The sequence below is a fragment of the Celerinatantimonas marina genome (assembly GCF_046054165.1).
In the GTDB taxonomy this organism is placed as follows: Bacteria; Pseudomonadota; Gammaproteobacteria; order Enterobacterales; family Celerinatantimonadaceae; genus Celerinatantimonas.
Window position 1 is genome coordinate 110,532 of sequence record NZ_JBFNXK010000005.1, and the last position, 23,470, is coordinate 134,001.

At 40.6% G+C, this 23,470-nt stretch carries 22 protein-coding genes; 17 read left to right on the forward strand and 5 right to left on the reverse strand.

Annotated features, from left to right (window positions below):
- Positions 1–549 precede the first annotated feature (549 nt).
- Complete coding sequence (gene rne / locus ABUE20_RS07070) at positions 550–3,531, reverse strand: ribonuclease E (RefSeq protein ID WP_408619175.1); 2,982 nt, start codon at positions 3,529–3,531, stop codon at positions 550–552.
- 404 nt (positions 3,532–3,935) lie between these two features.
- On the opposite strand from rne, the gene rluC reads away from it, so the two are divergent.
- On the forward strand, positions 3,936–4,895 hold the full coding sequence (gene rluC, locus ABUE20_RS07075) for a 23S rRNA pseudouridine(955/2504/2580) synthase RluC (RefSeq protein ID WP_408619176.1): 960 nt from the start codon (positions 3,936–3,938) through the stop codon (positions 4,893–4,895).
- Between the two features lie 216 nt (positions 4,896–5,111).
- Here rluC and ABUE20_RS07080 read toward each other — a convergent pair whose 3' ends face one another.
- Positions 5,112–5,699, reverse strand: coding sequence for a Maf family protein (locus ABUE20_RS07080; protein WP_408619178.1), 588 nt, complete (start codon positions 5,697–5,699; stop codon positions 5,112–5,114).
- A 132-nt stretch (positions 5,700–5,831) separates the two neighbouring features.
- Here ABUE20_RS07080 and yceD point away from each other — a divergent pair, with 132 nt between their 5' ends.
- The 12 genes from yceD (at position 5,832) to ABUE20_RS07140 (ending at position 15,371) form a co-directional block, all read left to right on the forward strand.
- Positions 5,832–6,362, forward strand: a complete 531-nt coding sequence (gene yceD / locus ABUE20_RS07085) for a 23S rRNA accumulation protein YceD (RefSeq protein ID WP_408619180.1) — start codon at positions 5,832–5,834, stop codon at positions 6,360–6,362.
- Between the two features lie 12 nt (positions 6,363–6,374).
- On the forward strand, positions 6,375–6,548 hold the full coding sequence (gene rpmF, locus ABUE20_RS07090; RefSeq protein WP_408619181.1) for a 50S ribosomal protein L32: 174 nt from the start codon (positions 6,375–6,377) through the stop codon (positions 6,546–6,548).
- Between the two features lie 10 nt (positions 6,549–6,558).
- Positions 6,559–7,584: a phosphate acyltransferase PlsX gene (gene plsX / locus ABUE20_RS07095; RefSeq protein WP_408619182.1), complete on the forward strand. Its 1,026-nt coding sequence runs from the start codon at positions 6,559–6,561 to the stop codon at positions 7,582–7,584.
- 182 nt (positions 7,585–7,766) lie between these two features.
- Positions 7,767–8,705, forward strand: coding sequence for an ACP S-malonyltransferase (fabD, locus tag ABUE20_RS07100; protein WP_408619183.1), 939 nt, complete (start codon positions 7,767–7,769; stop codon positions 8,703–8,705).
- Between the two features lie 10 nt (positions 8,706–8,715).
- Positions 8,716–9,450 carry a 3-oxoacyl-ACP reductase FabG gene (gene fabG / locus ABUE20_RS07105; RefSeq protein WP_408619184.1) on the forward strand — a complete coding sequence of 245 codons (735 nt, stop codon included), beginning with the start codon at positions 8,716–8,718 and terminating at the stop codon, positions 9,448–9,450.
- A 148-nt stretch (positions 9,451–9,598) separates the two neighbouring features.
- The gene (gene acpP, locus ABUE20_RS07110; protein ID WP_408619185.1) at positions 9,599–9,835 is read left to right on the forward strand and encodes an acyl carrier protein; all 237 of its coding nucleotides are present in this window, start codon (positions 9,599–9,601) and stop codon (positions 9,833–9,835) included.
- 75 nt (positions 9,836–9,910) lie between these two features.
- Positions 9,911–11,152, forward strand: coding sequence for a beta-ketoacyl-ACP synthase II (fabF, locus tag ABUE20_RS07115; protein ID WP_408619186.1), 1,242 nt, complete (start codon positions 9,911–9,913; stop codon positions 11,150–11,152).
- A gap of 73 nt (positions 11,153–11,225) precedes the next feature.
- On the forward strand, positions 11,226–12,035 hold the full coding sequence (pabC, locus tag ABUE20_RS07120) for an aminodeoxychorismate lyase (RefSeq protein ID WP_408619187.1): 810 nt from the start codon (positions 11,226–11,228) through the stop codon (positions 12,033–12,035).
- 3 nt (positions 12,036–12,038) lie between these two features.
- Positions 12,039–13,028: an endolytic transglycosylase MltG gene (mltG, locus tag ABUE20_RS07125; protein ID WP_408619188.1), complete on the forward strand. Its 990-nt coding sequence runs from the start codon at positions 12,039–12,041 to the stop codon at positions 13,026–13,028.
- Positions 13,021–13,653, forward strand: coding sequence for a dTMP kinase (tmk, locus tag ABUE20_RS07130; RefSeq protein WP_408619189.1), 633 nt, complete (start codon positions 13,021–13,023; stop codon positions 13,651–13,653). The genes mltG and tmk overlap by 8 nt, the downstream gene beginning before the upstream one ends.
- Positions 13,646–14,599 (forward strand): DNA polymerase III delta subunit-related protein, encoded by a 954-nt coding sequence (locus tag ABUE20_RS07135; RefSeq protein WP_408619190.1) that lies wholly within the window; start codon positions 13,646–13,648, stop codon positions 14,597–14,599. Before tmk ends, ABUE20_RS07135 begins: the two co-directional genes overlap by 8 nt.
- Complete coding sequence (locus tag ABUE20_RS07140; RefSeq protein WP_408619191.1) at positions 14,589–15,371, forward strand: TatD family hydrolase; 783 nt, start codon at positions 14,589–14,591, stop codon at positions 15,369–15,371. Before ABUE20_RS07135 ends, ABUE20_RS07140 begins: the two co-directional genes overlap by 11 nt.
- A 121-nt stretch (positions 15,372–15,492) precedes the next feature.
- On the opposite strand, the gene rsmF is transcribed toward ABUE20_RS07140, so the two are convergent.
- Positions 15,493–16,920 carry a 16S rRNA (cytosine(1407)-C(5))-methyltransferase RsmF gene (gene rsmF, locus ABUE20_RS07145; protein WP_408619192.1) on the reverse strand — a complete coding sequence of 476 codons (1,428 nt, stop codon included), beginning with the start codon at positions 16,918–16,920 and terminating at the stop codon, positions 15,493–15,495.
- Positions 16,921–17,068: 148 nt separating this feature from the next.
- Between rsmF and ABUE20_RS07150 the strand changes: the two genes are divergently transcribed.
- The 4 genes from ABUE20_RS07150 to prc all read left to right on the forward strand — a co-directional run bounded on the left by ABUE20_RS07150 (position 17,069) and on the right by prc (position 20,569).
- Positions 17,069–17,341, forward strand: a complete 273-nt coding sequence (locus tag ABUE20_RS07150; RefSeq protein WP_408619193.1) for a YebG family protein — start codon at positions 17,069–17,071, stop codon at positions 17,339–17,341.
- Positions 17,331–17,804, forward strand: coding sequence for a free L-methionine (R)-S-oxide reductase MsrC (locus tag ABUE20_RS07155; RefSeq protein ID WP_408619194.1), 474 nt, complete (start codon positions 17,331–17,333; stop codon positions 17,802–17,804). Before ABUE20_RS07150 ends, ABUE20_RS07155 begins: the two co-directional genes overlap by 11 nt.
- An 85-nt stretch (positions 17,805–17,889) precedes the next feature.
- Entirely contained in the window at positions 17,890–18,516 is a 627-nt protein-coding gene (proQ, locus tag ABUE20_RS07160; protein WP_408619195.1) for an RNA chaperone ProQ, read from the forward strand.
- A gap of 37 nt (positions 18,517–18,553) precedes the next feature.
- Positions 18,554–20,569 (forward strand): carboxy terminal-processing peptidase, encoded by a 2,016-nt coding sequence (gene prc / locus ABUE20_RS07165; RefSeq protein WP_408619196.1) that lies wholly within the window; start codon positions 18,554–18,556, stop codon positions 20,567–20,569.
- Positions 20,570–20,624: 55 nt separating this feature from the next.
- Here prc and ABUE20_RS07170 read toward each other — a convergent pair whose 3' ends face one another.
- Positions 20,625–21,539 (reverse strand): tyrosine-type recombinase/integrase, encoded by a 915-nt coding sequence (locus ABUE20_RS07170; RefSeq protein WP_408619323.1) that lies wholly within the window; start codon positions 21,537–21,539, stop codon positions 20,625–20,627.
- Between the two features lie 536 nt (positions 21,540–22,075).
- Positions 22,076–23,446, reverse strand: a complete 1,371-nt coding sequence (locus ABUE20_RS07175; RefSeq protein WP_408619197.1) for an amino acid permease — start codon at positions 23,444–23,446, stop codon at positions 22,076–22,078.
- Positions 23,447–23,470: the final 24 nt, after the last annotated feature.

The window sequence follows — 23,470 nt, forward strand, 5'->3', positions numbered from 1 at the left end:
CTGTCCTGTTTGGACAGACTGGCGAACGAAATTTATGTCGGTTACTTTAAGACTAGACCATTAACCTAATAACTTAATAAAATTAAAAAGAAAAATTTTATGGGTTAACGTAAGCTGAAAATTATGATGAAGTATTCGGAACACATAAAATTACACTTGCGTATACCAGTTTTAAATCTTGTTATCAAAATTATCAACCCACCTCCTACTTCAAATATTGGTAAGAGTACAAGCATATTTCGAACCTTTTTTTTAAATTTATTTCATTTACTGAAGCAAAGTCGCTAAAAACGATGCTTTTATAAACTATAATTTATTGATTTATAAATAAAAAATAATTATGTAGGAAAGGTGTTGTAAAAAGGTAAATGGTTTGCGATTGAATATAAAAAATAATCTGCTGCTTTATATTTATGCATTTTTGTGAATAAAAAGCGGAAATTAAATGCCATAAATAAAATAGACCAGCTATATAGCTGGTCTATTACATAATACAAATCTATTCTGCACTATTTTGGTGCAATTGCTTTATCAATTCAAACTAAATGACTATTCGGCTCGTTGCATGGGGGCACTCGCGCGCTGTTGAGCGCCATGTAAACCAGCTTGCCTTCCATTATGATTAACTGGCATCCGTTCATATGGTAAAACTTCGATTTCTCTGAACACTGGACGAACCATCGCTGGTTTAGCCATTGGAGAATGCGCGATTCCATTAGCGGTTGCCAACATTCCATCATTTTTTGATAATGATTGATCGTGCAACATTGGTTCGGACTCCGACACCACTTCGGTTTTCACCGGTTGTTGAGATCCATCAGCTTCATGAGCAGCAGTTATCTCTTTTATATCGGATTCCGAAATCGACACTTCCGGAACAACAACTTGTTCTGAAACCAACTCAGGTTCTGCAACGTGGCTGGATTCAACACCTGAAATATCAGCACGTGGTTTTTCATCAAAAGTAGTAGCCTGAGGATCTGGTTGCACTATTTCTGGTGCAAAGGACCCACTATCTACAGAAATATCTGATAATGGCTCTTTATTATCAATTGATACATCGATATCCGCTTTAGGTAAATCACTGAAACGTTTTCGCTCTCCAGCATGTGGCGATTGATAATTACGCCGCCGCCGCGATTGAGGCTTGCTATTTTTAACGTCTTCATCTTTTACCGATTCAGCCGCTTTATGCTGATGACTCTGCTCAGATGCATTGGGAAGTATTTCAGTGTCTGCGATGGCAGGCACATCGACATCAACAATAGTTTCAGACTGAGGCACTTCAATCGGGCTCTCTTTCGGAGTCATTGACGATGGTTTGGCTATTTCCGCATGCTCATTTGCAACAGCCACTATTTCTGGTTTTTCCGGTACATCTTCGCTCACAGCACCAACGGACGTGACGGATATTTCAGTACTATCCGACGTTTTAGCCACGACTTCCTGCAAGCGGATTTTACGATGCATCCGTCGAGGTTGTCTCCGCTGCTTAGGCTGCTGTATTTCATCTTTTGGCTCATCAGATGAAACTAATTTAGGTTGTTTCTGAGCGGCAGTATCAAGATCAGCCTTATTAGTATTCGTCCGTTTAGTCGAACGTTGTTTTTCAGAAGATTTATTGACTTCTTTAGTCGCTGTGCTTTTAACTTCAACCGGAGTTTCAGTAACAGTCGATTTTAATTCGTCATTCTTCTGTTTAGAACGTGTCTGACGCCGATTTCTGTTTTCCCGAGTTTTTCTGGTTTGTTCAGGTCGGGAAGACTGTTTCGATTTATTCTCAGATGAAGCCGATGGTGTCGATTTCGGTTCAATGGCCACTTGAGTTGCAGTTGTTTCTTCTTGTGGAGTAGGGGCAAACAACCGCTTGATAAACCGCCCAAACCAAGAACCGACATCTTGTTTAGGCTCTTTTTCAACAACGACGGGAGCCGGCTCTATAGGTGCATATCCTTTAAGTAGTGGCTGCTCAGATGTTCGAACTTGCTGATTAATCTGAGGCTGATAAACAGGGCTCGGTTGTGCGGCAGTTAACTGATAGCTAGCATCCTCAGTCTGTTCATTGGGACGTACCCGTGTCACTTCATAATGCGGGGTATCCATATGCTGATTCGGAATAACAATCAATCGAACTTGATGCCGTTTTTCCAATTTATTGATGGCAATTCGTTTTTCATTCAACAAATAAGCCGCAACCGAAACCGGAACTTCCGCACGGACTTCATGCGTATTATCTTTCAGCGCTTCTTCTTCAAGCAACCTCAATATCGATAAAGCCAGTGATTCAGTGTCTCGGATCGTACCTTGACCGTTACAACGCGGGCAGATATGCGTAGATGATTCACCAAGGGAAGGACGTATACGCTGTCGGGACATTTCCAACAGTCCAAAACGGGAGATCCGTCCGATCTGAACCCGAGCGCGATCCTGCCGAACAGCATCGCGGAAACGGTTTTCAACTTCCCGTTGATTTTTAACCGGTGTCATATCGATATAATCGATCACAATTAAACCGCCCAAATCCCTTAAGCGCAATTGCCGGGCAATTTCATCGGCCGCTTCGAGGTTAGTTTGCAGTGCCGTTTCTTCGATATCACCACCTTTGGTCGCCCGAGCGGAGTTGATATCAATCGATGTCAAGGCTTCGGTTGGATCAATGACAATACTACCACCGGAGGGTAGGCGAACTTCACGCTGGAAAGCTGATTCAATCTGTGACTCAATTTGATAATGATTGAATAAAGGAATTTCACCATCGTAACGTTTCACACGATTAATAAAATCTGGACGAACTAAAGCAATATGTTGCTTCGCTTCCTCATAAATATGTTTATTATCAATTAGGATCTCACCCACATCACGTCGCAAATAATCCCGAATGGCACGAACAATGACATTACTTTCCTGATGGATAAGGACAGGGGCGGGTTGCGAGTCCGCAGCAGATTTAATAGCATTCCAGTGATTTAAAAGAACTTTTAAATCCCAGTCCAGCTCTTCAGCTGATTTACCAACACCGGCCGTACGAACAATTAGCCCCATGCCTTTCGGTAATTGAAGGGTATTTAATGCTTCTTTTAACTGCGTTCGTTCATCCCCTTCAATTCGACGAGAAATACCGCCCGCTCGAGGATTATTCGGCATCAAAACAAGATAGCTACCCGCCAAACTGATAAAAGTTGTTAACGCAGCACCTTTGTTGCCACGTTCCTCTTTATCAATTTGAACAATAACTTCCTGACCTTCTTTGACAACATCTTTAATAGAAGGGCGGCCTTTATAGACATATCCTTCTGGGAAGTAGTCTCGGGCAATTTCTTTAATTGGAAGGAAACCATGTCGTTCAGCGCCATAATCAACGAAAGCAGCTTCTAGACTTGGTTCAACGCGAGTGATTTTTCCTTTATATATATTTGCTTTTTTTTGTTCGTGGCCAGGGCTTTCGATATCTAAATCATACAACTTTTGGCCATCGACTAAAGCTACGCGCATCTCTTCAATTTGCATAGCATTGATTAACATTCTCTTCATTCATTCTGCCTTGGAAAACATCACCAAGCAGACTTTCAACCTGCCTTAAGCGGCCAGGCCCTGTGATTTTGTAAAGTAATGGAACCTCACGGTTGCGACTTCAGCTTAAGGGCGCATTGGGTTACGCGTTATAGGTTGAATACCCATTAATATTCAAATGAATTGGCTATTCAACAAAAATTTCAATCGTATCAGCGTTTTAAGGCAACTCTCGATGCCTGCTCGGTTGTTTAGTAAACTTTGTAATTGTGTTAGAGCCGCTGCCACTGTATGTTTAGCACAGTTTTTCGGCTTTTCATCTACGTACTTAAGAAATTAGAAAAATAGGTACGTTTGCCGGATTAAATATAGCAAAGCTATATTTTTACAGCAATCAATTTAATGCTAATGATACCATTTGCCACATGAATACAAAAAATGATGCGGTTCGTTTCGTCACAATCAATGATGACGATGCAGAACAAAGAATAGATAACTTCTTGAAACGACAGTTAAAAGGGGTTCCAAAAAGTTTAATTTATCGAATTATCCGTAAGGGTGAGGTCCGGGTAAATAAAAAAAGAATAAAACCAGATTATAAATTGACAATTCATGACGAAGTTCGTATTCCCCCGGTCCGAGTATCGGAGGAAAAACCTCATCTCAATACGAAATTAACCAAAATCGCTCAACTTGAACAGAATATCTTATTTGAAGATGATGTTCTGCTCATACTCAATAAACCGAGTGGACTGGCTGTGCATGGGGGCAGTGGTTTAAGTTTCGGAGCCATTGAAGGTCTACGGGCCTTACGGCCAGAAGCCCGATTCTTAGAATTAATTCATCGCTTGGATCGGGATACGTCGGGGGTTTTACTGATTGCTAAAAAAAGAAGCTGTCTGCGAGAGCTTCACCGTCAGCTACGTGAAAAAGATGTTCAAAAAGACTATCTAGCTTTAGTTCATGGGCTTTGGCCTAAAAAGCTAAATGTTGTCGATGCCCCCTTGGCTAAAAACTTACTCTCATCAGGAGAGCGTTTAGTTAAAGTCGACGCTGTTGAGGGAAAACCATCCGTTACTCGTTTTAAACTCGAAAGGGGACTGGGAAATATGTCTTTAATTAAAGCATCTCCCGTCACTGGACGAACTCATCAAATTCGGGTTCATTGCCAACATAGTGGCTACAGTATTGCCGGTGATACAAAATATTCATCACATGAACAACAACACGAAGCTCAGCAAAAAGGGATCGAACGATTATTTTTACACGCTTGGCAGATCCATTTTACTCATCCGAAAACAGGAGAAAAAATGACGATTCAGGCACCATTGGCACCTGAATTACAAGCGGTGGTCGATCAACTAGCAAATGAACTATCCTATTAGCGCGATCACTCCTAATCGAGTGTTTAGCATGCTAGGGCTATTGGCCTGTCAGCGTTAAATTTGTTCAGATAAACGCATTTTGATCAAGTCGTAGACTGTAAAACTCAATGAATCGAGCCAGCAGGATCAGCATAAAGTTCAAGATGCGTTTCATTCAATGAAACCTCTTTGCTCCAAGCTATCATAACGCTTATTCAATGGGCTGTTGCATTTGCATTACTCGGTGAGCAATTCAATACCCTGAGCTTCAAGAAGCTGATATAAAGCGATAAGGGGTAAACCGACTAGGGTATTTGGATCTCGCCCATAAAGCGCATCAAACAACACAATTCCAGCACCTTCGCTCTTAAAACTGCCAGCACAATCGAAAGGTTTTTCGACCGCAAGATAGCGCTCAATGATCGCTTCATCTAATGTGCGGAAGCTAACGTCAAAGGGTTCAACTAAGGATGACACCGATCCTGTTTCACTATCATACAGCGCAAGCCCAGTGACAAATCGAATCGTTTTGCCACTAGCTCTAATCAACTGCTGTCGAGCGACTGTTGCCGAATGCGGTTTTCCGACAATGTTGCCATCTAAGGTACAAACTTGATCGGAGCCGATGATCAGGTGACAGGGGAAAGAGCTAGCTAACGCTTGTGCCTTTGCAATCGCTAATCGTTCAACCAACTGTTCTGCCGTTTCACCATCCTTTGGGGTCTCATCAATTTGAGGGGATTGACAACTGAACGGAATATGTAACTTTTTGAGGATCTGTTGTCGATATTTTGAGCTAGATGCTAAAACAATGTTTTTTTGCATAAAATGATCTCGCTATTTGCTTGGGGCAATTGTAAACTTTGTCCGCTGGTTTAGCGAGAGCAGACCTAAGCGCGGGGTTTTTTCGTAAAACCCTTTGACTATCAAGCTCTCTAACTATATGATGCGCGCCTTATGCAAAAGGTTAAATTACCGGTTGAGGTCGAACCGTTCCGAGCGGCGAAACGTCGATTGGATTATCAAGGCATTTTACCGAAAGAACAGATGCCTCGACTAACGGAAGCAACCTTAGCTGTAGAGACAGATGCTGAAGCTTGGATTCGTTTTGAGGTCGATTCACAAGGATTGACTGTCATGACAGGCACAGCAACGACCGAAGTTGTATTGGAGTGTCAACGGTGTGGTGGGGCTATGCCTTTAACCTTAACTGTTGAATTTCAATATTCTCCGGTTTTCGACGAACAGCAGATGGAACAATTACCGGAAGCATATGAAGCTCTTGAGCTTAATGAAAACGGCGAGTTTCACTTACATGAACTGCTTGAAGATGAATTTTTATTAGCTCTTCCATTGATAGCGAAGCATTCTTTGGAAGACTGTGGAATTCATACCGAAGAGCAGTCTTTTGGTGAACTAGCGGCTCAAGTAGAAGATATGAAGCCAAATCCATTTGCGATTTTACAAAGTTTAAAAAAAGATAATTAGGAGAAAGGGTCAATGGCCGTTCAACAAAACCGTAAAACCCGTTCTAAGCGTGGCATGCGTCGTTCTCATGATGCGATCACTAACAATGCAGCTCTGAGCGTTGATACAACTTCAGGTGAAACTCACCGTCGCCATCATGTAACAGCTGATGGCTATTACCGTGGTCAGAAAGTTATTAACAAGTAAGGCGACGCCATTGCAAAATCTAACCATTGCGTTAGATGCTATGGGGGGCGATTATGGCCCCCTAGTAACAATTCCAGCCTTAAAACAGGCTGTTCAGGAATTTCCTCAAGTTTCATTTGCAGTGTTTGGCAGTTCTAACCAGATTATGCCATTGCTCAGCAAATATCAGTTATCTAAAAATCCTCGAGTTAAATTTTTTGCATCAGCGAGTGTCATTCATAACGATGATAAACCCATCACAGCGCTTCGTGATCGCAGGGATTCGTCCATGTATCTAGCTCTTGAATATGTGGCGCAGGGACTGGCGCATGGCTGTGTTAGTGCCGGAAATACCGGGGCTTTAGTCGCTTTATCTCGATGGATTATAAAACCATTAGCCGGAGTTAGACGACCTGCATTAGTGAGTTTATTACCAACCCGTTCAGGTAAAACGTCAGTGATGCTAGATTTGGGGGCTAATCCCAATTGTGGTGCAGATGTTTTATATCAATTCGCCGTTATGGGAAATGTTTTTGCACAACAAATTTTATCTCGGTCGACGCCTAAAATAGCATTGCTGAATATTGGGCAAGAAATGATTAAAGGGAATCAAGTCGTTCAGAAGGCTAGCCAGCAATTATCTGCGGTACAAGATTTAAATTATTGTGGCTTTGTTGAAGGGAACCGTATTTTTGATGGTGATCTAGATGTTATTGTCTGTGATGGTTTCTCGGGAAATGTTGCCTTAAAAACTGCAGAAGGGACTGCTGATTTAGTTTTATCTTCAATTAAGCGAGTTGTTGAGAAAAGTTTTTGGCAAAGGTGGCTAATTAAACTATTTATGCCAAGACTGAGTACCCATATCAATTCGCTTAAACCTTCACGACATAACGGGGCTGTGTTATTAGGTTTAAAAGGGATTGTGATAAAAAGTCATGGAAGTGCTAACGAAGATGCATTTTTTCAGGCCCTCCGTCAGGTTATTGAGTACTCAGATCAACAGATCCCTGAAAAAATTGATGCTCAGATTCAGAAAATTTTGGCACCTCATTCATGACAATCGATGATTTTAATATCGTTTTGATTATATTTTAGCCAAGCGAGCATTAACTTAGTATGATGGCACTTGGGAAGAAAGCGTTAAGTCGTTATACTCTCAACCATTCGTTGAAAGTTTAGTAGTCAGAGATAAACTATCTCAGCCGATTGCTAAAAGGATTTATTTACTAGGAACCGCTCATGCCTCAATTTGCTTTTGTATTCCCTGGGCAGGGATCTCAATCTGTCGGGATGTTGTCTGAACTGGCGGGGGCAAATGCAACCGTTCAGGAAACCTTTCAGCAAGCCTCAGCTGCTCTCGGATATGATTTGGCGAATGTTATTCTTAACGGCCCAGCCGAGAAATTAAATGATACCTCAGTCACTCAGCCTGCTTTACTTACATGTTCCGTTGCCATGTGGCGGGTATGGCAAGATAGCGTTGACTTCAAGCCGACCTTCATGGCAGGGCACAGTTTGGGCGAGTATTCAGCATTAACCTGTGCCGGTGTTTTAGATTTTGCAGATGCAGTAAAACTCGTTGAATATCGTGGACAGTTAATGCAGCAAGCAGTTCCTGCTGGTGTTGGCGCAATGGCGGCTATTATTGGCTTGGATAACGATACAATTATTCAGATATGTCAGCAGGCTGCAGGTGACGAAGTTGTATCTGCGGTGAATTTTAACTCTCCAGGGCAGGTTGTTATTGCAGGGCATAAAGCGGCTGTAGATAGAGCGAGTCAGCTATGTAAAGACGCTGGGGCAAAACGTGCGTTACCGTTATCAGTGAGCGTTCCATCTCATTGCGAATTAATGCGTCCAGCAGCACAAGAGCTCGCCGCTCATATGGAAACAATTGCATTCCGTGAACCACTTTTCAAAGTAATAAATAATGTCAATGTAGCTATGCCGAGCGATCCGGCTGCGATTAAACAGGCTTTAGTCGAACAGCTGTATAGCCCGGTTCGTTGGACTGAGACTGTAGAATTCATGGCCAAAGAAGGCGTTACACAGTTAATTGAATGTGGTCCAGGTAAAGTTTTAGCAGGATTGACAAAACGGATTAACAAACAAGTCAGTGCTGTAAGCATTAATGATAATGCCTCATTAGAGGCAGCGATTACCACTGTATCAAAATAGGGGTTAAGGAATGTCTCTGACTGGTAAAATAGCGCTCGTCACCGGAGCAAGCAGAGGAATAGGAAAAGCAATTGCTCTGCAATTAGTTAAGTCAGGTGCCACAGTAGTTGGGACTGCGACCTCTGAATCAGGTTCGGCTGCTATTTCCGAATATCTGGGTGAACATGGTTTAGGTTTGGTTTTGAATGTGACCGACAATGAATCAATTAACCAATTGTTTTCAAGAGTAAAAGAATCCCTTGGAGATATTGATATATTAGTTAATAATGCAGGTATCACTCGAGACAACTTGCTAATGCGAATGAAAGACGATGAATGGGATGAAATTATTGCGACCAATTTAACATCTGTTTTTAAACTTTCAAAAGCAGTATTGAGAGCAATGATGAAAAAACGTTCAGGGCGAGTGATTACGATTGGTTCTGTTGTCGGTTCTATGGGGAATGCAGGGCAAACTAATTATTCTGCAGCAAAAGCAGGAATATTAGGATTTACTCGCTCAATGGCTAAGGAAGTCGCCTCTCGAGGGATTACTGTTAATGCTATTGCCCCAGGCTTTATCGAAACTGACATGACCCGTCAGCTAGATGAAGCGCAGCGGGATGCAATTTTGAGTCAGGTTCCTATGAATCGTTTGGGCCAGGCTGAAGAAATTGCGAAGGTTGTGGCATTTTTAGCAAGTGATGATGCCGCGTATATAACAGGTGAAACGATTCATGTTAATGGTGGTATGTACATGTGTTAACTACTTAAAAAGTAGTTAATCTTGTATTTGTCACTTTTTTTAGTGAAAAATCACGGTATAGATTACTCTATAGGGGTTGCAACTTTCCGCGGTTTGAATACACTATCGCAACAACGTAAAAGCGTATATATAAAGGAAAATTATTGTCATGAGCACAATTGAAGAACGTGTAAAGAAGATTATCATCGAACAGCTTGGTGTTAGTGAAGAAGAAGTAAAATCAGAAGCGTCATTCGTTGACGATCTGGGTGCCGATTCTCTGGATACTGTTGAGCTGGTGATGGCTCTGGAAGAAGAATTCGATACAGAAATTCCAGATGAAGAAGCAGAAAAAATCACTACCGTTCAATCTGCTATTGATTATATTCTTGCTAATCAAGACTAATCTTCAGAAACAGGTAGCTTTGCTGCCTGTTTTGTCTTTATTTATTCTTTAATTTCCGTTTCTGGAGGCTAATCTGTGACAAAACGCAGAGTGGTTGTAACCGGCATTGGCATGCTGTCACCGGTAGGAAATACGGCGGAAGACTCTTGGAAAGCACTATTGGCAGGCCAAAGTGGTATTAGTCCTATTGAGCATTTTGACACAGAGGCCTTTCCAACTCGTTTCGCTGGTCTAGTTAAAAATTTCGATGCTGAAAAATACGTTTCTAAAAAAGATCAACGTAAAATGGATTTATTTATCCAATATGGCATCGCAGCCGGAATGATGGCTCTTGAAGATTCATCATTAGAAGTTACTGAAGACAATGCAGAACGCATTGGTGTCTCTATTGGTTCAGGTATCGGAGGTCTAGGCCTCATCGAGCAGAACCATAGTAACTTTGAAAAAGGTGGTCCTCGTAAAATTAGTCCATTTTTTGTTCCTTCAACCATTATTAATATGGTTGCAGGCCATCTGTCAATCAGGACAGGCATTAAAGGGCCTAATATTGCAGTAACAACAGCCTGTACAACAGGGACTCATTCTATCGGTTTAGCGGCTCGGATGATCTCCTATGGAGATGCGGATGTCATGCTTTCTGGTGGCGCAGAAAAAGCTTCCACCCATTTAGGAATGGGTGGATTTGCGGCTGCAAAAGCATTAAGTAGCCGTAATGATGATCCACAGGCGGCAAGTCGTCCTTGGGATAAGGATCGCGATGGTTTCGTTTTAGGTGATGGAGCCGGGGTCTTAGTCCTAGAAGAATATGAACATGCAAAAGCCCGTAATGCCAAAATCTATGCTGAATTAGTTGGCTTTGGTATGAGTGGGGATGCTTATCATATGACAGCGCCACCATCGGATGGTGCCGGTGCTGCATTAGCGATGAAAAACGCTTTAAAAGATGCGGGTATTGATGCAGCTCAAGTTGGCTATATTAATGCTCATGGCACTTCAACGCTGGTTGGGGATGCTGCTGAAAGTAAAGCTGTGGAAAGCATTTTTGGTGACTATGCTCATAACGGCTTATTGGTGAGTTCAACTAAATCAATGACCGGTCATTTGCTAGGTGCGGCAGGAGCCATTGAGGCAATCATCTCAATACTGGCTCTTCGTGATCAAATTGTACCACCGACCATCAATTTGGAAAATCCAAGTGATGACTGTACACTAGATTATGTCCCTAACCAAGCTCGTGAAGCTCAGCTGGAATATGCTCTTTCAAATTCATTTGGATTTGGTGGAACAAACGGTTCATTACTATTTAAAAAAATCTAGTTTTGGAGCTAATTGAGCTTAAAGCCTGATGCCGTTAATATGGTGTCAGGCTTTTGTATTTCAGAGATCAAGCATGTATCGAATTTGGACTGGTTGTAAAGAAATTTCTCAGGTGCCTGTTGCTGATCGAGGCTTGATGTTCGGGGATGGTTTCTTTACCACAATGGCCGTTCGGAATGGTCAAATCCATTGTTTTGAACTGCATTGCCAACGTATCCGGAATTGTGCAAATCAACTCTCCATCAATCTTTCATATGACTTCTTGCTTCAGCAACTGTTATGTTACGCTTCAGCAATAAAGCAGGGAGGATTAAAATTAATTATTACTCGAGGTCAAGGCGGACAGGGATACCAGCCTTCAAGTGATTCTGAATCACTATCGATATTATCCGATTTTCTAATTCCCGAACATTACACCGTATGGCAGAAACAGGGGATTCGAACAACCCTGGCAAAAACTAAATTAGCTGTAGGCAACATCTATAACCGATTAAAAACCTTAAATAGGTTAGAGCAAGTTGCTCTGAAACAAGAACTTTTTCAGTATCCAGATACAGATGATTTAATCGTTTGTGATCATCGGGGCTATCTTACAGAAGCGATTGCAGCGAATATTTTTTGGCGCAAAGGCAATGATATTTTCACTCCCGATCTCTCATGGGCAGGAATAGAAGGTGTTATGCGTTCAAACGTATTAAAGTTACTCAAACAACTAAATATTCATGTTTATTTTGGACAATATACTCCAGAAGAACTCAATGATGCCGATGAAATATTTCTAACAAATAGTTTGATGCCGATTATTCCTGTGCATTGTTTTAACGCTCAAAATTATTCTGATTTTTCAATCAGTCAGCTATTACTACAACAAATGGGATTCTAGTTCGTGAAGTTAAAAATTTCATTCGCATGTATAGCTATTATCGTCATTGCTATTTTAACAGGCTCTTATCATTACCTAAACACCGTATGGCTACAACCGCGGACAATAAAGCCATCACTCTATACACTGAGACTTGGAAGCCGTTTGGATAATACATTGAGCCAACTTGTACCTTTATCTAAACCAGAACAGTTTGCCATTCGATTCTATTTACGGCTTCACCCTGAACAAGCAATGGTGAAAGCTGGTACTTATAAACTTCCATCGAATTCTAACTTAAATGAAATTGCAGCTATTTTCCGTTCAGGAAAGGTTTATCAATACCGTATTACGCTGGTTGAGGGAGAAACATTCAATCAATGGTGGAACCAGCTAGTCAGCGCTCCGGGGATGGCTCACAGCACACAAACACCTGAGCAAATTGCCCACAGCTTAGGTTTAACTGAAAATCAGTTTGAAGGATTACTGTTACCCGAAACTTATTACTACACACATGATAGTCAACCGGCTCAAGTTTTATCCAGAGCCTATCAGGCTATGCAAAAAGTGGTAGAAAAAAACTGGCAGTCCCGGGCAGCCTCGTTGCCACTCAAAACATCTTACCAATTATTAATTTTGGCATCTTTGATTGAAAAAGAAACGGCAATCAATTCAGAAATGCCAATCATCGCCTCAGTTTTTATCAATCGATTAAACCATCATATGCGATTACAAACGGATCCTACCGTCATTTATGGGTTAGGGAATCGTTATAATGGCGACATAACCCGAGCCGACTTAAAAGAAAAAACACCTTATAATACTTATATTATTCAAGGCTTACCCCCAACACCTATAGCCATGCCGGGTAAAGCAGCGATAGAAGCCGCTGCTCATCCGGCCAATACAGATTACTTTTATTTTGTAGCTAATGGTCAGGGGGGGCACCACTTTTCGAAGTCACTAAATGAACACCATAAAGCCGTAAGGAAATATATTTTACAACATGAGTAACGGACAATTTTTAGTCATTGAAGGACTAGAAGGGGCAGGTAAAAGTACCGCTATTGCAACTGTTGAACAATGGCTGACCCAACAAAACATCCATTTTATTTCAACTCGTGAACCAGGAGGGACTCAGCTGGCTGAGCAGTTGCGTGATATTTTAAAATATTATGACAAGGAACCGATCACAGCTCCAAGTGAATTGCTTTTAATGTATGCCGCTCGAAGTCAGCTTTTGGAGAATAAAATAAAGCCGGCTTTATCTGCAGGCTCTTGGGTGATCGGTGATCGCCATGATCTCAGCTCCCGGGCGTATCAAGGTGGAGGAAGGCAAATTCCGATGGCACAATTGGATCATTTGCGAGAGCTGACGTTAGGAAATTTTCGGCCTAATTTGACCCTATATTTAGATATAAATCCACTCGTAGGACTAGAACGTGCTCGAAACCGGGGGGAATTGGATCGAATTGAACAGCAAACATTAGACTTCTTTCATCGAGCTAGAGAGGTTTATTTATCGGAAGCTAAATCTGATCCAGAACATATCAAAGTTGTTGATGCAAGTTGTCCCTTAGCTGAAGTACAACAACAAATTATTCAGATATTAAACGACTACGTGAATACTCATGAATAATGTAAAGCTTTTGCCTTGGCAACATTCACTCTGTCAGCAACTCAATCAAGCAATTACTCAAGAGCATCTTGGGCAAGCTTTGTTATTTGATAACGAAGAAGCTGATGATAGCGTCGTTGATTGGTTAATCCAACGATTAATGTGTCAACGGCAATCTAGTACACCTTGTGGCCAATGCCATGCTTGCTCTATGTTAGCCGCTGGGACACATTCAGATTTTTTTCAGCTTCAACCCGCGGGGAAAAATATTGGCATCGATGATGTTCGGAAAATGGGAGATTGGGCCGTCCAAAAACCCCGTCACGGCTATGTCAAAGTGGCTTCGATTAGAAATGCAGAACTCTTGACCCCTGCCGCATCAAATGGGTTACTTAAGCTATTGGAAGAACCTCGGGAAAATACTTTTTTTATATTAGTCAAACCCATACAAACTGTGCTTCTCCCAACCATTATGAGCCGAGTAACCCGTTTTATCATTCGGCCACCAACGCATCATCAGGCATTAGCATGGTTATCGACACAGCTTTCTGGTTATGACTCAAGCCTATTAAGTCATGCACTACATTGGGTTTCTCCCGGCCCCAGATATATATTACGCTTTATAACTGAACAACATGGTGACACATCATTAAAAAACTTTGAGCAGGCCATACGTCAATTACGAGATAACCAAACTCAACCATTAATCGAGCTTATAACTCAAAACCCAAATATGATTGAATGGCTCACTCAGATCATTATCGATTCATTAAAAACAGAGCTTGGCTTTCCGACCGCATATTTTACATTTGATTATTTATCTGAATCGGCTCTTATTGATGTATACCAACAAATCATTGAGTTTCAACAACATCTTAACGACACACCGGGACTCAATATTGCGTTACAACTTTACCCATTATTAGATCGCTTAACTTTATCTGCGGAGATTCGCAATGCTCATTGATTCCCACTGCCATCTTGATCGTCTAAATTATGAATCTTTACATGATAACCCGCAGCAGGTTGTCGAATTAGCCAAGGCTAGGGGTGTAGGGCATATGCTTTGTGTGAGTATTTCGCTCGACGAATATCAAACCATGCGAACTAAATTGTCCGGCATTCAAAATATCTCGTTTTCCTGTGGTGTACATCCATTACATGCACACGAGACGTCTATTGAGCCCGATCGGTTAAAAAAATTAGCCCTTGAATCAGGTGTGATAGCCATCGGTGAAACTGGACTCGATTATTTTTATAGCCCCGAGACACATGCGATTCAGCGTCAAAGTTTTATTGAGCATCTAAAGATATGCCGAGAAATTCAAAAACCCATTATTATTCATACCCGGGATGCAAAAGAAGAAACACTGGCATGTATCCAAGAGTATATTGATCCGCAAATCGGTGGAATCCTACATTGTTTCACTGAAGATTATGATATGGCAATGACAGCAATTGAATGTGGGTTCTACATTTCGGCCAGTGGTATTATCAGCTTTAAATCAGCCGAAGCCGTTCGCGAAACATTTCGGAAACTACCATTAGAGCGCTTACTGGTAGAAACTGATTCACCTTATTTGGCTCCGGCCCCTTATCGGGGAGAAGAAAACCAACCGGCCTATGTCCATCGAGTCGCAGAATGTTTAGCGGAAATACGAGGAATGACGCTTGAAGGGATCACAGAAGCAACAACACAGAACTTCAAAACACTTTTTAAAATGGATAACCAAATTTAAATTCTACAAAAAGGGCCCAGGGCTATTCCTTGCTCTGGGCTTAGGGGAAGGGCCCTCGAAGGGCCTTGCGCTAATTATTACCAACAACTTAAGTTTAGTTGGTGTCATCAGCTTTTCCAGATTATTTGAATGCGATATTGTCTCTGACTAGATCGCGAGGCAATCTATTTTTAATCTTCCCTTTCAGCTGTTTTCCTAACCCTAGCAAAATTTGGCCACAAGTTAATATCACTTCTCCTGCACCTTGTTGAGCATCAGGATAAGGGATATCTTTTCCCTGAAAATATTGTTGTGCTTGCACTAAAGATAACTCGACCTTATTTTTAGTGATTTGTGGCATAAAATGGCTTGCGGCTTCATGCGTCAACCGAAATTCCTTTTTGAACTGTTCAGCAACCTTAAGACCAATCCGATCAAAACGAATTTCTCCTGTAAGAGCCAGCAATGGCTCAGGGAATAACCAATACTCATGTTCTCTAACCATAAGAATACTAGAATTATCAATCGTTAATGAAAACTGACCTTTTAAATAACTTTTAAGTAATTGCTGCTGTTTAGTTGTCGCTGGAGTAAAAGGTAGTGCTTTGACTTTTTTCGCAACTGTAGGAGTGGGAACTGATTTCGTTTTTTTCAAAGCGGCAATGAAAAAGCCTTCACAATCGTATAACTGTGGCCACACATGAAGAAATCCTTCTGCTGTCTCAGCTTTATTGGCCTCCTCAAAAAGAGCTCCTAGGGGGAGTAATTCAACTGCATCTGGATAAAGCTCCTGCAACGATGCCACAACATCCTGATTTTCCAGATGATTCAATGTACATGTTGAATAAATAAGAATTCCCCCAGGCTTTAAAGCCTGAAAGACACTTTCAATAAGAGAGGCCTGTAATGATGCGATATCCTGTACATGAGATAAACTCCAGTTATCCATGGCTTTCGGATCTTTACGCATCGTTCCTTCTCCGGAGCAGGGAGCATCCAATAAAATTCCATCGAAAGTTTCAGGAAGCCATTTACCAAAGACATCCGCATTGTAATTTGTCAATGCCACATTTCCGATCCCACAACGCTGAAGATTGGAAAATAACCCCTTAATCCGACTCGCTGAAAATTCATTGGCAACAATGGCCCCTAAGTGATCTAAATGAGTTGCAATTTGGGTTGTCTTGGAACCTGGGGCCGCCGCTGCATCTAAAATCAGATAAGGAGCGCGGGAAGATAAATAATGAAATAATGCAGTCACCGGAAGCATCGAGCTTGCTTCTTGGATGTAAAATAATCCACCTAAATGTTCAAGTGTATTACCCAGCGCGGTGCAATCGTCATCCCGTTCAAGCCAAAAACCGTCCGGGCACCAAGGGATTGCTGTAAAATGCCAGCCTTGAGGTTGCATTCTATGAATAAATTCAGCTGTTGATATTTTAAGCGTATTGACTCGAATACTACGTCGTAGTGGTTTGTCACTAAACGCTAAAAAAGATTCATACATTTGCTCATCAGGAAGCGAACGATGCATGAGTTCAATAAAGTCTAGAGGAAGTGTATCAGGCACAATAAATTTAAATTAAGTTACAATGCCCATATTGTAATGGTCTATCTCGAAAGTGGAATATTAATTCAGATAAAAAACAATATTCGATTTATTTTTTTGATAGATTATAATAGTTATCTGTACATACATACAGTACTTGGAGATATTTGTGGCAGTTATTGTCAAATATGTTGTCGAACGCGATGGTGTCGAAAAAATGATTTTTACCTCTAAGAAAGAGGCGGATGCCTATGATAAAATGCTAGATATAGCGGATCAAATTGCAATATTTTTGAAACATTCCAAAACCGAGCTTAGTGACGCTCAGGCTGAAGGACTTGGTTTTTTTATTGCAAATAACAAAAGCTGTATCAATAACCTTTTCAAAGGGTTGCCCTTTGATAACAATGAACTGATAGATGAAGTTAATAATGACGGATAAATCGCAGTTTTATACTCGATTATTAGTGCAATTCGAGGCATTATGTGGACCTCATGTTCATTGGTTATCGGTGTTATCCAATACCAGTGCACTGTTGTGGATGGAAATGGAACGGATAAATTGGGCCGGGTTCTATCTTTTAAAAAAAGGAGAACTTATTTTAGGTCCTTATCAAGGTAATGTAGCATGTACTAATATTGGTATAGGTAAAGGCGTCTGCGGAACGGCATTCGCAAAAAAAACAGTATTATGTGTTGCCGATGTCCACCAGTTCCCTGGACATATAGCATGTGATGCTGCCAGTCGCTCTGAGATTGTTTTACCGTTATATGCTAATAATAGATTGGTTGGAGTTCTGGATATTGACAGTCCAGAAATAAATCGGTTTGATAGTGATGATGAAGTAGGGTTGCAGAAGTTTGTTCAGCGTCTATCTAACACCCTATTGGATATGGATTTTTGATAGATTTTCCAGTCCAGGCCACTATATAATAGCCGGAGCTCGTGGATGAACGATATCCGCAAAGTTGTCTAATTTAAGGTTGTTCATGGAAACCGTTAATAAACTGAAGAATAGTAAAGAAGTAATTGCCCACTTGGCAGAGTTGTTCCCGCAATGTTTTTCCGTAAAAGGTGAAGCAAAGCCTCTTAAAATCGGGATTTTTCAAGATCTGGCAGAACGACTGAAAGATGATGAAAGTGTGAGTAATACATTATTACGCAGCGCTCTTCGCCAATATACATCGAGTTGGCGCTATCTTCATGGCGTGAAAGTAGGTGTCAATCGTGTCGATCTCGATGGTCAACCTACACAATTGATTGAACAAGAACATGCTGATCATGCGCAACTGAAGTTAAAAGAGAGTAAAGAAAAAGTTTTTGGTCAACAAACTAAAGCGGCTAAGAACGATGCGTCATCGTCCTCTCATAAAAAAGCTGCCGGCAGCGAACTCAAAAATAAACCAGCTCCGCGTCGCCCTCAGAAAAATGTGAAATCCCGTACTCAGCCCAAAGTCATTCCATCTGAAGAACTTTGTACAGGAAAACAAATTCGGGTTTTAGTGGGTAAAATTCCAATGCCAGGGGTTATCACTGAAATTGTGAAAAATGATATCTCAGTTCAACTGAACTCAGGGATGCAAGTCAAAGTCAAAAAAGAGCATATTGTTGCTTGATACATCATACTCCAACCCATAGCATGAGGCGTTATCTATGAATTTATTTCGCCCGCTGGCATTGGCTCTAGCGCTATCTGCTAGTGTTGGTTCTGCCGCGTCAGCTAGCCCTACTATAAAAGCTTCAGCTTTGCCTCAATTAAGCCAAGAGAGTCAACATGCTACTGAAGCAAAACGTATAGCAGCAATTTATACTCGCTCCCATTATGTCGATGTTATTCTAAACAATCGGTTATCGGAGAAAATTTTTAAACGCTATATCGATCAATTAGATTACAACCGCGATCTTTTTTTACAATCCGATATCAAGTCTCTGGATATTTATCGAGATCAACTTGATGATGATATCGCGGCAGGCCAGTTAGAGCCGTTTTATAAAATATTTAATCTAAGTATGCAACGTCGCTATCAGCAATTAAGTTATGCTCTGTCGTTGCTGGATACCAATAAGCCAATGACATTTAATACTGATGAACGCTATCAGTATGACCGGACTAAGGCTGATTATCCCAAAACGAAAGATGAGCAACAAAAGCTGTGGCAGGAAAAAGTTAAATATGACGCGCTCAATTTGAAACTATCAGGGAAAAAATGGCCTGAAATTGTTAAGTTATTGAGTAAACGATATAACCATTCATTGAAACGCTTAACACAGACTGAAAGTGAAGACATCTTTCAGCTAGCAATGAATGCGTTTTCTCGTTCTATTGATCCTCACACTAGTTATCTATCACCGCGTTCATCTGATCGTTTTCAAACAGAAATGAGCCTTTCTCTTGAAGGTATTGGCGCAGTTCTTCAAACAAAAGATGAATATACGGTTATACGAAGCCTTATTCCTGGCGGCCCAGCCTCTAAAAGCAATCAATTAAAACCTGGAGATCGAATCGTAGGGGTTGCTCAAGATGGCAAACCGATGGTTGATGTGATTGGTTGGCGTATTGATGACGTTGTAGATTTGATTAAAGGACCCAAGGGAACAGATGTTCAGCTCGACATATTGCCGGCAGGCGTTAAGGTTGATGCTAAAACACGCCGAATTGATTTAGTTCGAGATAAAGTTCGTTTAAAAGATAGAGCAGCTAAAGGTTCTGTCATTACAGTGAATGGTCAAAAAATAGGCGTATTAACGGTTCCTAGCTTTTATGTGGGCCTCAGCAAAGATTCCGCAACAGAGATTGAAAAATTAAAACAGCAAGGAATCAAAGCTCTTGTTGTAGATCTCCGAGAAAATGGAGGAGGGGCTTTAAGCGAAGCAACAAGTGAAACTGGTTTATTTATTCCTAAAGGACCGGTCGTACAGGTTAGAGATCAACTCGGCCGTGTCACGGTTTATCAAGATACGAGTGGCACAACAGCCTATGATGGTCCGATGGTAGTGTTAGTTGATCAGTATAGCGCCTCGGCCTCTGAAATTTTTTCGGCTGCACTACAAGATTATGAACGTGCCATTATTGTAGGTCAGCAAACTTATGGTAAAGGGACTGTTCAACAGCATCGAGGTTTAGGACGCCTTTATGATCTGTTTGAAAAACCAATGGGTGATATTCAGTATACAGTAGCAAAATTTTATCGGATTACTGGCGGAAGTACCCAAGAGAAAGGGGTTATTCCAGATATCAAGTTCCCGGCGGCTATCCCATCCTCTGAAACAGGGGAGAGTGTCGCCGATAACGCGTTATCTTGGGATCAAATCGATCCGGCCCATTATCAGAAAATAGGTACTATTGATAAATTTATTCCTGTATTGACCAAAGATCATCAACAACGGATTAAAACTGACCCTGAATTTCAGTACATTGTGCAGGATATTAACCAATATAAAGCTCAAAAAGATAAAACTAGTATCAGCCTGAACTACACAGTTCGTGAAATTAAACGCAAAAAAGAAGATGACACCGATCTGATGCGTTTGAATGACAGACTCAAAAGAACAGGTAAAAAACCAGTCAAATCAATAGAGCAAGCACCCAAAGATTTTAAAGCACCTGATGCTTATTTAAATGAAGCAGCCAATATCGCCGAAGATTTGGCAGTTCAAGAAGCGAAATAAAAACCTTATCAGTATTTTTCAAAAGGCCACTCATATTCAGTGGCCTTTTTATTTTTTAAAAAATAAGTTTTTGGCTAGCCTTTCGAAGACGTTCATCTCCACGACGATCATAGCGTTGTGTTGTATTAATACTTGCATGACCCATCGCATCTTTGACCGTGACAATATCCTCACCATTATCTAGCATCATTGATGCAAACGTCCGCCGTAAATCATGGGGAGAAAAAGGTGCGATACCCGATTCTTGTTGTCTCACTTTTAAAATATGATAGATGGCTTGGTCTGTTAATCGCTCCAAGGTAACATCATCAAATCGGCGAATTCGTGTAAATAATGCTCCACCATATTCTCCCCGAACATCGTTTATCCAAGTCATCACCCGTCCCCAAACTGATTGAGGGATAAAAGATTTCCGCTGTTTATTTCCTTTCCCTGAAACAATAAATAACTGTTCACTACGCTCAATATGTTCTAAATCAAGAGTAACTAATTCTGTCCGCCGTAAACCACATCCTATTAAAACGGCCATAATCGCTGAATCACGAATCCCTTTAGGGGATGGATCCAATAATAGTGTCGAAAATATTTTGGCTATCTCATCATGTGATAATGCACGTCCTTTTGTAACTCGACTGCCATGTACTGACTTTATCTGTTTGATACGCTGAAATGTTTCCGTATCCATCAATTTCATTGACCATGCTTCTAGTACCACACCTTTAATAGCCGCTAGGTATGTATTGATAGTCGATGGGCTACGATTTTTATCCAGCAAATGCTTCAAAATAGCTTGTATATGCTGTCGCTTCAGTTGATGCCAGGGACAAGTCATCAAATCAGAAAATCCCAAAAAACGTGCCACTATATTTAAAAAGGATTGCATGGTCTGACGACTTTTTGCTGATTGTAAAGAAATTAAATAATTAATTGCAGGATTATCAATTGATTGTGATGAAATCTCTCTAGAAATTAGAGCGACCGATTGCAAGGCATTTTTACTTTTTAATGACGACAATATTGAGGCCCGAAATTCAAATTATTGTGTGTAGTAGACCAGTAGACACAAATTAAAATTTTAATTATCTTACTTTTTCAAAGATACATTTTAATAAGTAGAAAGTAACAAGTCAATTTATATTAAATAATTTTCTTATACTTCATATAGTTATGCCCGTTTATCACTTTAACAAAAAGGTCGTTCTAAAATACAGATGAGCAGCCATGAACTGCAATTTATTCAAATAAACCAGTGAAGCAGAACCGTATTAAGCTGAAATGGTCCAACAATAGATGACCTTCTGAGGGAAATGGCGATGTAGCCACAATGTTAACATTCTCTAAATCAAGCTAAGATAAATGAAGCAACCATGAACAAATATTGCTCCGCTAAGAACATCAACTAAAAGTACGATCGAAAAAACTTACATAGATATACAAAAGGGAAGAGAACGGACAAAGAAATTCTCCTGACAAAGATAAAAATCATTGTCAGGAGTGAAAATGAAATTACTCGTTAATTAATGCTTGATTGCGATTTCGTTTAGACTTGAAAAAGTAACAGATAGCTAAAGCGAAAACCCAAACTGGAATTAAATAAACACTAATGCGAGTCCCTGGTGTCAGATACATAATGACCAAAATTGCCGCCATAAATATAAGGCAAACATAATTACTTAAAGGACTCCAAAGACTTGGAAAGAAACTTTCTTTATTATATTTAATTTGATGTGATCTAAATTTGATATGTGTATAACTAATCATTCCCCAGTTGATTACTAGTGCAGAGACAACTAACGACATTAATAATCCAAATGCTTCCCCAGGTAATACATAATTAATAACAACACCCAGAGCAGTTGCTACCGCAGATGCTAAAAGCGCATTAAATGGAACACCTTTTTTATTTACTTTAAGCAGTGATTTTGGAGCATTTCCTTGATGTGCTAAACCAAATAACATTCGGCTATTGCAATAAACGCTGCTGTTGTAAACGGATAAGGCAGCAGTTAGTACAATTATGTTTAAAATATTGGCTACAAGATCACTGTTTAATGCATGGAAGATCAATACAAAAGGGCTTCCCCCCTGAACCACTTTATCCCATGGATATAACGACAATAGAATGGCTAGAGCACCAATATAGAAAATTAAAATTCTATAAATAACTTGATTTGTCGCCATTGGTATTGTTTTTTTCGGCTGATCGGATTCAGCAGCGGTAATTCCAACAAGCTCTAGACCACCAAAAGAAAACATGATAACGGCCATAGCCATTATTAACCCATTGATTCCTTTAGGGAAAAATCCACCTTTATCCCATAGGTTCGATATGGATGCATCAGGGCCTCCGGCACCACTTAATAAAAGATAAGCCCCAAAAACAATCATTCCAATAATGGCAACAACTTTAATAATTGCAAACCAAAATTCTAGTTCACCAAATAGTTTAACATGAAGCATGTTAATCACATTGATAACTAAAAAGAAAGCCAATGCAGAGATCCAAGTCGGAATTCCTGGAAACCAATATTGAATATAGATGCCTACGGCGGTCAATTCGGCCATTGAAACTAATACATATAAAACCCAATAGTTCCAACCTGAAATAAAACCAGCCAAATTTCCCCAATATTTATAAGCAAAATAACTAAATGAACCAGCTACCGGTTCTTCAACTACCATTTCACCTAATTGCCGCATAATGAGGAAGGCAATAAATCCAGCAATGGCATAGCCTAATAAAACTGAAGGCCCGGCCATTTCAATCGTCTGGGCGATTCCTAAAAAAAGCCCAGTACCAATTGCGCCACCTAGAGCAATTAACTGGATATGACGATTTTTTAATCCTCTGTTTAATTGTTGTGTTTGTTGGTCCACTTGAAATCCTTGATGTGGTCTCAA